Below are 12,840 nucleotides of genomic sequence, written 5' to 3' on the forward strand. Positions count from 1 at the left end.
TCCGTCCTACCCGTATCTCTTCTTCGCTTCGATGGCCAGGCCACTACCGATGCTGCCGAACGTATCGCCTTCTGCATGGCGGGCATTGGGCAGCAGCCGCTGGATGTTGGCGCGCAATGCCGGAATACCGCTCGAACCACCGGTAAAGAACACTGTATCGATATCTTCGGTACTCACCCCGGCGTCGGCCAACAACTGCAACACGCTGCCATTCACCTTGCCCAGCAGGCCGTCGATGGACTCATCGAACAGCTCGCGGTTGAGCTCGGCCACCAGGCCTGGCTCGACGCGCTCCAGGGAGATGTTGCGGCTGTCCATTTCAGTCAGTTCGATCTTGCTCTGTTCCACCTGCATGGCCAGCCAGTGCCCGGCGCGCTGCTCGATCAGTTTGAAGAAGCGGTCGAGGCCGTCGGTGTCCAGGGCGTCGTAGCGCATGTTCTTCAACGCCGTCTGCGCTTGCTGCGAGTACACGGCGTTAATGGTGTGCCAGGTGACCATGTTGAGGTGGTGGCTGGTGGGCATGTAGGCCTGGTTTTTCATCCGGCTGCCGTAACCGAACAGCGGCATCACCCCGGCCAGGCTCAGCTGTTTGTCGAAGTCGGTACCGCCGATGTGTACACCGCCGGTGGCGAGGATGTCGTTCTGCCGCTCGGGCTGCATGTGGCGCTCGGGGGCCAGGCGGATCAGCGAGAAGTCCGAGGTACCACCGCCGATGTCGACGATCAGCACCAACTCTTCGCGGCTGATGGTGCTTTCGTAGTCGAAGGCGGCGGCGATGGGTTCGAACTGGAACGACACGTCCTTGAAACCGAGTTTCTTGGCCACGGCCACCAGGGTGTCTTCGGCTTCCTTGTCGGCTTTTTCGTCGTCATCGACGAAAAACACCGGGCGGCCCAGCACCACTTGTTCGAACGGGCGCTCGGCCACGGCTTCGGCGCGGGTTTTCAACTCGCCAATGAAGTAGCCGAGGATGTCCTTGAACGGCAGGCTGCTGCCCAGGACCGCGGTTTCGCTTTTCAGCAGCTTGGAGCCCAGCAGGCTTTTCAGCGAGCGCATCAGGCGCCCTTCGTAGCCTTCCAGGTATTCGTGCAGGGCCAGGCGGCCGTAGACCGGGCGGCGTTCTTCGAAGTTGAAGAAGACCACCGAGGGCAGGGTGATTTTTCCGTCTTCCAGCACCAGCAACGATTGCTCGCCGGGGCGCAGCCAGCCGACGGTGGAGTTGGACGTGCCAAAGTCGATGCCAATGGCACGAGCAGATTGCGCGTTGGTCATGATCGGTTCCGGGTACAAAAAACGGCCGCGCAGTTTACGCGAAGGTGTGGGGTGATGCGCGGGAAGGTTTGTGCAAGCGATGAAGGGTTTTTGCCTTTTCTCGCCCCTCTCCCGCGTGCGGGAGAGGGGCGACCTGCTACGGGGTGATGAGGTAACCCTTGATCCCGGTAAAGATGATCTGCGCCGCCAGTGCGCAGACGAACAGGCCCATCAGCCGGCCGATGATCTCCAGGCCCTGGTCGCCGAGAATCCGTTCGAATTTATCGCTGAGGTACAGCACCAGGCCGACGGTGATGCTGGCGAAGAGGATCGCCACCAGGGCGATCAGTTTGCTGTCCCAGTGCGGCTGGCCGGCGCCCATCACCAGCATGGCACCGATGGTACCGGGGCCGACGGTGAGCGGAATGGTCAGCGGCACGATGGTCACGTCCTGCTGCTGGTTTTCGCTCTGCACCACCGGGCGGCCTTGCGCCATGCCTAGGGCGGAGATGAACAGCACGCTGCCGGCGCCAATGCGGAAGGCGTCGATGGTGATGCCGAATACAGTGAAGATGCTCTGCCCGAACAGGTACAGCACGCTGCTGGCGATGACCACACCGGTGGCCACTTTCCACGCCAGTTTCTTGCGCTCTTTCACCGTGTAGCCGCGGGTCATGCCGATAAAAACCGAGAGCACGAAGAACGGGCTATAGAGCACCAGCATCTTCAAATACAGGCTGAACAGGGTGGACAACATCGGCAGGCTCGCAGGCAAAAAAGGGTGGGACGACGTCAGTGCGGCAGCGCCGAGTCGGATTGTTCCTGACGCCGTGCGTCACGGGCGGCCACCCAGTGCTCGACCAGCTCGCGCAGGTTCGACAGCTCCACGGGTTTGGCCATGTGGCCGTCCATGCCTACCTGCTTGGCGCGTTCCTTGTGCTCGGAAAGAATATGCGCGGTCAGTGCCACCACCGGGGTGCGCTGGCGCTGCTCGCGCTCTTCCCAGGCGCGCAACTGTTCGGTGGCGGAAAAACCATCCATCACCGGCATTTCGCAGTCCATCAGCACCAGGTCGTACTGCTGGGCTTTCATCGCGCTGAGGGCTTCTTCGCCATTGCTGGCGGTGTCCGGCTGCAGGTTGAGTTTGCCCAACATGCCGCGAATCACTTTGGTGGAAATGCTGTTGTCCTCGGCCACCAGAATGCGGAAGTCTTCAGGGAAGTCCTGGGTCGCCACCACCGGGGCATAAGAGCGTGGCTCCAGGCCCGGTTTACGCTGGGCGAGTTCGTCGGCCAGGGTGGTTTTCAGGGTGTAGCCGGCCACCGGTTTGGCCAGGATGCGTTTGATCCCGGCGTTGCGCGCAATGATCTTGCTCGGCGCGTTGCTGATGCCGGTGAGCATGATCAGCAGCACGTCGTGGTTGAGGCTCGGGTCTTCTTTGATCTTGGCTGCCAGCTGCATGCCGGTCATGCCGGGCATGTCCTGGTCGAGCAGGACCACGTCGAAGTATTCGCGGATGTTGGCCTTGGTGCGCAGCAGCGCCAGGGCCTCTTTGCCCGAAGGCACGGCGCTGACGGTCAGGCCCCAGGCGCTGCACTGTTGCAGCAGCACCTTGCGGCAGGTTTCGTTGTCGTCGACCACCAGCAGACGCGCGCCTTGCAGCGGGCCATCGAGGTCGGCGGTGGGGTTTTCCAGGCGCTCGGCGTCCAGCGGCAGGGTCAGCCACAGGGTGTTGCCCTGGTTGCCGCCACTCTGGATGCCGAAGGTGCCGCTCATCAAACGCACCAACTGGCGGGCGATGATCAGGCCCAGGCGCGCGCCGAGGCCGGTGGCGGCGAGGAAGTCTTTGCTGTGCAGTTCGGCGTTGAGCAGGGCATCGCGTTCGTTGCTGTCCAGCGAACGGCCGCTGTCCTGTACGGCAATGCGCAGGCGCGGGGCGTCGCCAGTGGTGTCGACCGCGACCACCAGCAGCACTTCACCTTCGTCGGTCTGTTTGAAGGCGTTGTCGAGCAGGCTCAGCAGGGTCTGGCGCAGGCGGGTGGGGTCGCCACTGACCACCCGTGGCACTTGCGGCTGCATAAAGCTGATCAGCTCGACCTTCTGCTGCTCGGCCTTGGCGCGGAAGATATCCAGGCAGTCGTCGATCAGCGCATTGAGGTCGAACTGCACGTCGTCGAGCTCGATCTGCCCGGACTCTAGTTTGGAGATGTCGAGGATCTCGTTGATCAGCGTGAGCAGTTCGTTACCGGAGCTGTGGATGGTCTGCACGTAGTCGCGCTGCTTGGTCGACAGCTGGGTGCCGAGCAGCAGTTCGGTCATGCCCAGCACGCCGTTCATGGGGGTGCGGATTTCATGGCTGATCTTGGCCAGGAATTCCGCCTTGGCTTTCAGCTCGGCGGAGCTGGCGGCCAGGTCGCGGCTGACGGCGAAGTGCTCCTGCTGCAGGCGCAGTTGCCGTTCGGCCAGGGCCAGACTTTGCAGAAAGCCGCTGGCCACCGCCACACACAGCAGGTTGTAGGCCAGCCAGTCGGAGTCCGCCGGCCAATAGCCGAACAGTGGCGGCAGGGCGGCGACGAAGGCCAGGTTGAAGATCAATTGCGCCAGGGTGAACAGGCGGGCCGGCTTGTAGCCGCGCAGCCAGTGACGGGCAGCGACCACCAGCACACTCAGGCTGCTAACGGCGGCGACCAGGTAAACCAGGCGGTTGAACTGCAACTGGCTGGCCACCAGGATCACCAGCAGCAACAGACCGATGGCCGCGCATTCGGCCAGCAGTACGCGGCGCCACAGGCCGTTGGGTTGTACGCGCTGGAAGAAACTCAGGGTGAAGCCCAGGCCGCAGAGCATGGCCAGCAGAATCGACAGGTTGCCGGCTTGCACCTGCAAGCCTGGCCATCCCGCCAGCCAGGGTGAGCTGATACCGAGCAAGATGCTGCTGGTGCCGAGCAGGCTCAACTGCGCCAGGGCCAGCCACAGGCTGCTGCGAATGCGGGTGTAGGCAAAACGCACGAGGTTGTACAGCAGCAACAGGCCGAACGCGGCCAGCAGCATGCCGTAGAGCAGGGCGCGACTGTTGTCGGCGGCCATTGCGCTGGCATCGTCGATACTGATGGCCGGGCGCAGGCTATGGCTGCTGGACAAGCGCAGGTAGAGATCGAGGGTGTCGTTACTGACGGGCAGTGGCAGCAGCAGGTCGCTGCTCGGCAGCGGGCGTTCGGCCACAGGCGTCTGGCTGCCGGTACGGGTGGTGGCGATCAGTTCGTCGCCGCGCAGCACGTACAGGTCGAGGTGAGTGAGGTACGGGGCGAACACCCGCAGCAGGCGTTCGTGGCTGTTGCCCGGCAGGCGGTAGTGCAGCCATTGCGCGGCGTTGCCGCCCGGGGTGTACAGCTGTTGGATATCCAGTGGGCTGAAGCGGCTGACACTGGCGTTGGCGCGCACGTCATCCAGTTGCAGGCGGGCTTCGGGGTCGAGCAGCACTGACCATGGCCCGTGCTCCGCCGCCTGGGCAGGCAGTGGCGACAGTGCGGCCAACAGCAGACTGACAATGAGTCCTATGGCGATCCTGAGCCCGTGCACAATGAAATCCCTTCAGCTTTGAGTGGTCGGATTATAGCCAACCTAAGGTGGGCGGTAATACGCAAAAGGCAGCTGTATTAGCTGCCTTTTGCGCGAATTTGCCGACCAATTGCGTAATTACGCCCTCAGTCTTCGCCACGCTCGCGGGCAATGGCGCGATAGCCGATGTCGTTACGGTAGAAGCAGCCGTCCCAATCGACCTTTTTCGCCAGCTCGTAGGCATTGGCCTGAGCGGTGGAAACGGTTTCACCGAGGGCGGTGGCGCAGAGCACACGGCCGCCGGCAGTGACCACCTTGCCATCGTTGAGGCTGGTGCCGGCATGGAACACTTTGCCGTGTTCGGAAACGGCAACGTCCAGGCCTTTGATCTCGACACCCTTGGCGTAATCGCCTGGGTAGCCGCCGGCCGCCAGAACCACGCCGAGGCTCGGCCGTGGGTCCCACTGGGCTTCGATCTTGTCCAGGGCTTCAGCCAGTGCGCCTTCGATCAGCAGCACCAGGCTCGACTGCAGACGCAGCATGATTGGCTGGGTTTCCGGGTCGCCAAAACGGCAGTTGAACTCGATGACCTTCGGCTTGCCGGCCTTGTCGATCATCAGGCCTGCGTAGAGGAAACCGGTGTACACATTGCCTTCAGCGGCCATGCCACGCACGGTCGGCCAGATCACTTCGTCCATGGCGCGCTGGTGCACCTCGGCGGTGACCACTGGGGCTGGCGAGTACGCGCCCATGCCGCCGGTGTTCGGCCCGGTGTCGGCATCGCCGACGCGTTTGTGGTCCTGGCTGGTGGCCATTGGCAGGACGTTCTTGCCGTCGACCATGACGATGAAGCTGGCTTCTTCGCCGTCGAGGAATTCTTCGATCACCACGCGCGAACCGGCGTCACCAAAGGCGTTGCCGGCGAGCATGTCGCGCACCGCGTCTTCGGCTTCTTCCAGGGTCATGGCAACGATCACGCCTTTACCGGCGGCCAGGCCATCGGCCTTGATCACGATCGGCGCGCCTTTTTCACGCAGGTAAGCCAGGGCTGGCTCGACTTCGGTGAAGTTCTGGTAATCGGCGGTAGGGATGTTGTGGCGCGCCAGGAAGTCCTTGGTAAAGGCTTTGGAGCCTTCCAGTTGCGCGGCGCCAGCGGTAGGACCAAAGCAGCGCAGGTTACGGCTGCGGAACAGGTCGACCACGCCTTTGACCAGCGGCGCTTCCGGGCCAACGATGGTCAGGCTGACGTTCTTCTCGGCGAAGTCGGCCAGTTGCTCCAGGGCCAGCACGTCGATGGCGACGTTCTCGCACTTGGCTTCAGTGGCGGTGCCAGCGTTGCCTGGGGCCACGAATACTTTTGCAACGCGCGGGTCTTGCGCGACTTTCCACGCCAGGGCGTGTTCACGACCGCCACTGCCAATGATCAATACATTCATGCTGCGAGCCTCTGTGGGGCGCCGAAGCGCGGGGGCTAAAAATTCAGACGACGCCTATCGAGGGTGCGATGACGTAGGTAGATGCAAGGCGGATTGGGCTTTTGCGAGCGGAATTGCCGCCTGGCAACGAGCATCGCAAAAGTCCAATCCAACGCAGCAGATGCCTGCGTCAGCGCAGCCGTCTTAGTGTCTAAAGTGACGCATGCCGGTGAAGACCATGGCGATGCCGGCTTCGTCGGCCGCCGCAATCACTTCGTTATCACGCATCGAACCACCTGGCTGAATCACGGCAGTGATGCCGTTCTTCGCAGCGTTATCGATGCCGTCGCGGAACGGGAAAAACGCGTCGGAAGCCATGACCGCGCCCTGCACTTGCAGGCCAGCGTGTTCAGCTTTGATCGCGGCGATGCGGGCCGAGTTGACGCGGCTCATTTGGCCTGCGCCGACACCGATGGTCTGGCGGTTCTTGGCGTAGATGATGGCGTTGGACTTAACGTACTTGGCCACTTTCCAGGCGAAGATCAGGTCGTGAATTTCCTGCTCGGTCGGTGCGCGTTTGGTCACTACCTTGAGGTCGTCGGCGCTGATCATGCCGATGTCGCGGCTCTGCACCAGCAGGCCACCGTTGACGCGTTTGAAGTCCCAGGCAGCGGCGCGCTCGGCGCTCCACTGGCCGCACTCAAGCAGACGCACGTTGGCTTTGGCGGCGACCACTTCGCGAGCTTCGGCAGTTACGCTCGGGGCAATGATCACTTCGACGAACTGACGGTCGACGATGGCTTTGGCGGTGGCCGCGTCCAGCTCACGGTTGAAGGCGATGATGCCGCCGAAGGCCGACTCGGTGTCGGTGGCGTAGGCCAGTTCGTAGGCCTGGCGAATGCCGCCTTCGCTGTCCAGGGCCACGGCAACCCCGCATGGGTTGGCGTGTTTGACGATCACGCAGGCCGGCTTGACGAAGCTTTTAACGCATTCCAGCGCGGCGTCGGTGTCGGCCACGTTGTTGAACGACAGTTCCTTGCCTTGCAGCTGGGTGGCGGTGGCCACGCTGACTTCGGCCGGTTTCGCTTCCACGTAGAACGCCGCGCTCTGGTGCGGGTTCTCGCCGTAGCGCATTTCCTGGGCCTTGATGAACTGGCTGTTGAAGGTGCGCGGGAATTCGCTGCGACCTTCGGTGCTCAAGGTTTCGGCGGCCTGGTTAACGGTGCCCATGTAGTTGGCGATCATGCCGTCGTAGGCCGCGGTGTGTTCGAAGGCCTTGAGCATCAGGTCGAAACGCTGAGCGTAGGTCAGGCCGCCGGCCTTGAGGTTTTCCAGGACATTGGCGTAGTCGCTGGCATTCACCACGATGGCCACGTCTTTGTGGTTCTTGGCTGCCGAGCGAACCATGGTCGGGCCGCCGATATCGATGTTCTCGATGGCGGTCGGCAGGTCGCAGCCTGGCTTGGAGATGGTTGCTTCGAAGGGGTAGAGGTTGACCGCCACCAGGTCGATCGGCTGGATGCCGTGCTCGGCCATGATTGCATCGTCGGTGCCGCGGCGCCCGAGAATGCCGCCGTGGATTTTCGGGTGCAGGGTTTTCACCCGGCCATCCATCATTTCCGCAAAGCCGGTGTAGTCAGCGACTTCGACGGCGGCTACGCCATTGTCCTTGAGCAGCTTGAAAGTACCGCCGGTGGACAGAATCTCCACGCCAAGGGCAGACAGCTCACGGGCAAACTCGAGGATGCCGGTCTTGTCGGAAACGCTGATCAAGGCACGGCGAACGGGTAGGCGGGTGGTTTGGTCGGTCATCTCAGTTTCCATCTAAAGCGAAGAAATCAGCAAAAAAGGGCGGCTTGCAGGCCGCCCTTTTTCGATTGAATACATGCTTACAAAAGATCGTATTGCTTGAGCTTCTTACGCAGGGTTCCGCGGTTCAGGCCGAGCAATTCGGAAGCCTTGGTCTGGTTGCCCTTGACGTAATTCATCACGGTTTCCAGCAGCGGCGCTTCGACTTCGGAAAGCACCAGGTTGTAGACATCACACACATCTTGCCCGTCCAGGTGGGCGAAGTAGTTGTGCAGCGCCTTTTCCACATTGCCGCGTAAGGTCTGGCCTTCATCGCTCGGCGTGTTGAGGTGCTGTTTCAAATTGACGTTATCGGTCACAGGTGCAATTCCACTCACTAAAGTCTCAGTCATCATCGTCATGCGGCCACCTCTTCTCCATCGTTGTGACGTTCGGCGAAGAACTGCCGAACGCTGGCGCATTGCACGTCCGTGTTTTCCAGACGATTGAATTGGGCGCGAAACTCCCTGGCGCCCGGCAGGGTGGCGAGGTACCAGCCAACGTGTTTGCGCGCTATTCGCGGGCCCATCACGTCGCCGTAGAAACTGTGCAGTTCTGCCAGGTGCTCAAGCAGAATGCGTTCCACCTCATACAAACTCGGCGCCGGCAGGTGAGTGCCGGTGCGTAAAAAATGCTCGATCTCGCGAAAGATCCACGGCCGGCCCTGAGCGGCACGACCAATCAACAGCCCATCGACCCCAGTGCTATCGAGCACCTGGCGGGCCTTCTCGGGCGAAGTGATGTCGCCATTGGCGAACACCGGAATCGACACCGCCTGTTTGATCGCGGCGATGGTCTCGTACTCGGCCTCGCCGGTGTACAGATCGGCGCGGGTACGGCCATGAACGGCGAGGGCGGTGATGCCGGATTCTTCGGCAATACGCGCAACGGTGATGCCATTCTTGTTGTCGCGGTCCCAACCGGTGCGAATTTTCAGGGTTACCGGTACGTCTACCGCGGCAACCACTGCCTGCAAAATCGCGCTGACCAGGGCTTCGTCTTTCAGCAGCGCGGATCCTGCTGCCTTGTTGCAGACCTTTTTGGCCGGGCAACCCATATTGATGTCGATAATCTGCGCGCCCAGGTCCACGTTAGCTCGTGCCGCGTCGGCCAGCATCTGCGGATCACCACCGGCTATCTGAACAGAGCGAGGCTCCGGATCACCGGCATGAATCAGACGCAAACTGGACTTGCGCGTGTTCCACAAACTCATGTCGCTGGTGACCATCTCCGATACCACCATGCCGGCTCCGAGGCGCCGGCAGAGCTGGCGAAACGGGCGATCAGTGACACCCGCCATGGGGGCGAGAATCAACTGATTGGGCAATGTGTATGGGCCGATGCGTACCGCCGACATGGGGCTTCCCTGCTGAGAAAGGCGGATCTGAGAGTGCGAAAAAGGGTTGGCATGATACCCGCTCTCGATGACCGGATAAAGGCTGTTTTGGATAAATTATGAACAGTTTTGGCGAGTCGAAACGTCGCGGGCCGCGCGTCGAAGTGGCAAAAACGTCGTGTGGAAAATCACTCGGGTGAGTGAAAACTCAGGCTGTAATTCACGGCCTTGTTGCCCGGATCGAGGATGTCCAGGGAGATATGAATCGGCGTTTGCGGTGGCATTTCGGCCTGGCCGGCCAACTCGCCAGCCAGGTATTCGCTGGGCTTGAAGCGACGACTGGCAAGTAGTTGACCGTTGAGGTCAGCAAAGCGGATTTCCAGCAGCGGGAACGGCTGGGCGAAGGTGGCGCGGTTGTAGATGATGGCATCGACCACCAGGGCGCCATTGAAGTCCGGGTGGCTGCGTACCACCAGGTTGCTGCTCTTGATCAGGCTGATCTCGACCTTGGACGGCAGGCTGCAACCGATGTTCGGGCACAGCTCTTCGAACCAGGGGCGGTATTGGTCCTGACGGGCCAGCTCGTCGAAGTGGTAGGCGACATACTGGGTGACCAAGGCGGCAGCACCAATCAGATTCAGCAAGCCCCAGCCGAGCCAGCGACCCCAGGGTTTGCGTTGTTCTTTCCAGTCCAATTGCAGTGGATCATCAGCCAGGTGGAACAGGCTGTCGTCGCGCAGGGGCGGTTCACTGCGCGTGGGTTTGTTGAGGTCTTTGACCGCGGAGAAGTTGTCGCGCTCGTGGCGCTCCTCTTCGTCTTCTTCCTCGGCGCGGTGCTCGAGTTCGCGATCGGCGCTGAGGGTGAAGGCGGGCTCCAGGTCATCGTCTTCGTCGTCGATGCGGCCATTGCCGAGGGTGGGTTCATCGTCGACTGGCAGCGGCTCGCTGACTTCAGGCGCGGGTGCTGGTGCTGCCGGGCGGGCACGGAATACCGGTGGCGGTGGCGCCAGGCTCGGCGCGGGCGGCGCGATGCCATCGCTGGCGGGTGCCGGCGCGGTTTCTGTTTTCAGCAGGGCTTCGGCCCAGCCCTCGTCGTGGTGATCGTCGATGCGATCCGGGGCTTTGAGGAAATCGTCTTTGGCTTTGCTGGTCGCCGGCGCCAGTGACATGAATTCCTGGGACAGCTGCAGCTCTTGCTGCTCCAGCTTGGCCAGTTCCTCATCGAGGCTGTCGAGGTCCAGATCGTCGTGAATCCACAGAGTTTCGCTGGTGGCTTTACCGGCGGTGGGAATCGCGGCGGTCGCAGATTTCGGCGCTGCTGGTGCCACGGCGACTGCCGCGGCCACCGGTTTTACCGGGGTACTGGCCGGCGCAGTAGGCATCGTGGTTTGCACCGGATGCTCATCGAGAATCTGCTGGGCCGCGTTGAATACATGCAGGCACGCCCCGCAACGCACAGCGCCATGCGCGGCAGCCAGCTGCGTACTGCTGACGCGAAAGCTGGTGCGGCAATGTGGGCATTGGGTGACGAAGCTGGCGGTCATGCAGTATTCCGGGGGTTGCGCGAATCGATCGGGGGCTAGTTTAACTCAAGGCTTGCTTCAGCGGCGGCGGCCGCTGATGCGCACCCAGCCGTCTTTTTCGGCGGTTGGGTCGAGCTCGAATTCTGCGCTGTAGGCGGCGCGAACTTCTTCGGCCTGCTCGGCGAGAATGCCCGACAGTGCCAGGCGGCCATTGGGTTGTACCAAGGCGGTAATGGTGTCAGCGAGTTGGACCAGCGGACCGGCGAGAATGTTCGCCACCACCACTTCGGCCTGTTGCTGTGGCAGGTCTTGCGGCAGATAGAGCGGGAAACGTGCGGGGTCGATGCCGTTGCGCCCGGCGTTATCACGCGAGGCTTCCAGGGCCTGGATGTCGATGTCTGTGCCGACCGCCTGCTTGGCCCCGAGCAGCAAGGCGGCGATGGCGAGAATGCCCGAGCCGCAGCCGAAATCCAGCACGTCGACACCGTCCAGTTCCTGGCCGTCCAGCCATTCCAGGCACAGCGCGGTGGTCGGGTGGGTGCCAGTGCCGAAGGCCAGGCCCGGGTCGAGCAGCAGGTTGACCGCAGTAGGTTCCGGCGCGGCGTGCCAGCTCGGCACAATCCATAGGCGCTGACCGAAACGCATGGGCTGGAAGTTGTCCATCCAGCTGCGCTCCCAATCCTGGTCTTCGATGCGCTCGACCTGGTGGTCCGGCAAGGTGCCGCCAGTCAACAAGGTGAGGTGGGCGAGCAGATTGGCTTCATCGACATCGGCTTCGAACAAGGCTAGCAGGTGGGTGCGCGACCACAGCGGTGTGGTGCCCAGGTCCGGCTCGTAGATCGGTTGGTCTTCGGCGTCCATAAAGGTTACCGACACCGCGCCCACGGACAGCAGGGCGTCTTCGTAGGTTTCTGCCTGTTCCGGGCTGATGGCGAGACGGACTTGTAACCACGGCATAACGAACAACCTCGAAGACGATGCTTATAGAAGAGCGGGCTTTAACAGGGCGGCAAGCTTACTTGAGCAGCCGCCCCCGCACCAGCCGCGCTTGGCGCGGGGTTCAGCCCACGATAGCCCAGGTGGCAGGCGCCGCCGGCGAGCAACGCCGGGAGCAGCAAATTGACCACAGGCACCAAGGCTAGCAGCAGAACCAGCAAACCAAATGCCAGCATGGCGCCGCGCTGGCCGTTGATGGCTTCGAGCTGCTCGCTGCTGGACACCAGGCTGGCAAAGGCACTTGGCGTGAGAAAACGCACGTTCAGATATGCCAGCAGCATCACCAGCAGCACGCCATTTACCAGTGGAATCAACAGGCAGGCCAAGGTGCCGAGGGTAAAACCCAGCCAGGGGCCGAGAATGTAGCGCGCGCCGAGCAGCAGGTTGCCATCGCCCTTCGCCCGTTGTTGCAGGGCCGGGTAATGGCGCAGCCAGCGGGCCCGCACCTTGCCCATCAACACCCAGCGCAACGCCACGCGAATGCTCAGCACAATCGCGCCGCTGTACAGCACAACCGCCATCACCAGTGCCAGCGCCGCCACGTACAACACCAGCATGCCCAATGGCCCTGCCATGCCCGCCATACCGCCGCCCCCGCCGCCACTCAGGCTCGGCAGAAAGCCCAGCACGGCGCCGCCATAGACAATGAAAAACGACAACGCGCCGCAGCCGATACCGATCTGTTCGTAGTAATGGAAAAACACCCAGGTCCAGAACACCGACGCCAGTATGCAGATACCCGCCGAGCGCAGCAGGATGCCGGGACGCAGGCTGTCCCTGAAGGCCAGGCCGAGGCAGGTAAATGCCTCGCGAAAGGCGGCGACGACGTTATCGATAGCGGCTTTGATGGCCATGACTCATGTCCCTATGAAACGAGAAAGGCCGCTTTATGCGGCCTTTCTCTAGAGCGGTT

General features: G+C 62.1%; 10 protein-coding genes. All 10 read right to left on the reverse strand.

The features are described 5' to 3' along the window. Window positions 1-6: 6 nt before the first annotated feature. The gene (locus C8K61_RS21865) at window positions 7-1,272 is read right to left on the reverse strand and encodes an Hsp70 family protein (RefSeq protein WP_108098417.1); all 1,266 of its coding nucleotides are present in this window, start codon (window positions 1,270-1,272) and stop codon (window positions 7-9) included. 136 nt (window positions 1,273-1,408) lie between these two features. After that, window positions 1,409-2,008 carry a MarC family protein gene (locus C8K61_RS21870; protein ID WP_108098418.1) on the reverse strand — a complete coding sequence of 200 codons (600 nt, stop codon included), beginning with the start codon at window positions 2,006-2,008 and terminating at the stop codon, window positions 1,409-1,411. A gap of 35 nt (window positions 2,009-2,043) precedes the next feature. Further along, window positions 2,044-4,830: a hybrid sensor histidine kinase/response regulator gene (locus C8K61_RS21875; protein WP_108098419.1), complete on the reverse strand. Its 2,787-nt coding sequence runs from the start codon at window positions 4,828-4,830 to the stop codon at window positions 2,044-2,046. A gap of 125 nt (window positions 4,831-4,955) precedes the next feature. Beyond that, on the reverse strand, window positions 4,956-6,245 hold the full coding sequence (gene purD / locus C8K61_RS21880) for a phosphoribosylamine--glycine ligase (RefSeq protein ID WP_108098420.1): 1,290 nt from the start codon (window positions 6,243-6,245) through the stop codon (window positions 4,956-4,958). 183 nt (window positions 6,246-6,428) lie between these two features. Beyond that, on the reverse strand, window positions 6,429-8,036 hold the full coding sequence (purH, locus tag C8K61_RS21885; RefSeq protein ID WP_108098421.1) for a bifunctional phosphoribosylaminoimidazolecarboxamide formyltransferase/IMP cyclohydrolase: 1,608 nt from the start codon (window positions 8,034-8,036) through the stop codon (window positions 6,429-6,431). Between the two features lie 77 nt (window positions 8,037-8,113). Then, on the reverse strand, window positions 8,114-8,434 hold the full coding sequence (gene fis, locus C8K61_RS21890; protein WP_108098422.1) for a DNA-binding transcriptional regulator Fis: 321 nt from the start codon (window positions 8,432-8,434) through the stop codon (window positions 8,114-8,116). After that, window positions 8,431-9,429 (reverse strand): tRNA dihydrouridine synthase DusB, encoded by a 999-nt coding sequence (gene dusB, locus C8K61_RS21895; RefSeq protein WP_108098423.1) that lies wholly within the window; start codon window positions 9,427-9,429, stop codon window positions 8,431-8,433. The genes fis and dusB overlap by 4 nt, the downstream gene beginning before the upstream one ends. Before the next feature lie 167 nt (window positions 9,430-9,596). Next, entirely contained in the window at window positions 9,597-10,952 is a 1,356-nt protein-coding gene (locus tag C8K61_RS21900) for a DUF3426 domain-containing protein (protein WP_108098424.1), read from the reverse strand. Window positions 10,953-11,009: 57 nt separating this feature from the next. Next, window positions 11,010-11,888 (reverse strand): 50S ribosomal protein L11 methyltransferase, encoded by an 879-nt coding sequence (gene prmA, locus C8K61_RS21905; RefSeq protein ID WP_108098425.1) that lies wholly within the window; start codon window positions 11,886-11,888, stop codon window positions 11,010-11,012. A 41-nt stretch (window positions 11,889-11,929) separates the two neighbouring features. Further along, window positions 11,930-12,781 (reverse strand): EI24 domain-containing protein, encoded by an 852-nt coding sequence (locus C8K61_RS21910; RefSeq protein WP_108098426.1) that lies wholly within the window; start codon window positions 12,779-12,781, stop codon window positions 11,930-11,932. Window positions 12,782-12,840: the final 59 nt, after the last annotated feature.

It is taken from the genome of Pseudomonas sp. GV071, from assembly GCF_003050835.1.
GTDB lineage: Bacteria > Pseudomonadota > Gammaproteobacteria > Pseudomonadales > Pseudomonadaceae > Aquipseudomonas.

Excerpts from the sequence above, each read along its gene's own strand:
- purD (WP_108098420.1), bottom strand. The coding sequence starts at position 6,245 with ATGAATGTATTGATCATTGGCAGTGGCGGTCGTGAACACGCCCTGGCG.
- C8K61_RS21870 (WP_108098418.1), bottom strand. The coding sequence starts at position 2,008 with ATGTTGTCCACCCTGTTCAGCCTGTATTTGAAGATGCTGGTGCTCTAT.
- C8K61_RS21910 (WP_108098426.1), bottom strand. The coding sequence starts at position 12,781 with ATGGCCATCAAAGCCGCTATCGATAACGTCGTCGCCGCCTTTCGCGAG.
- fis (WP_108098422.1), bottom strand. The coding sequence starts at position 8,434 with ATGACGATGATGACTGAGACTTTAGTGAGTGGAATTGCACCTGTGACC.
- prmA (WP_108098425.1), bottom strand. The coding sequence starts at position 11,888 with ATGCCGTGGTTACAAGTCCGTCTCGCCATCAGCCCGGAACAGGCAGAA.
- dusB (WP_108098423.1), bottom strand. The coding sequence starts at position 9,429 with ATGTCGGCGGTACGCATCGGCCCATACACATTGCCCAATCAGTTGATT.
- C8K61_RS21865 (WP_108098417.1), bottom strand. The coding sequence starts at position 1,272 with ATGACCAACGCGCAATCTGCTCGTGCCATTGGCATCGACTTTGGCACG.
- purH (WP_108098421.1), bottom strand. The coding sequence starts at position 8,036 with ATGACCGACCAAACCACCCGCCTACCCGTTCGCCGTGCCTTGATCAGC.
- C8K61_RS21900 (WP_108098424.1), bottom strand. The coding sequence starts at position 10,952 with ATGACCGCCAGCTTCGTCACCCAATGCCCACATTGCCGCACCAGCTTT.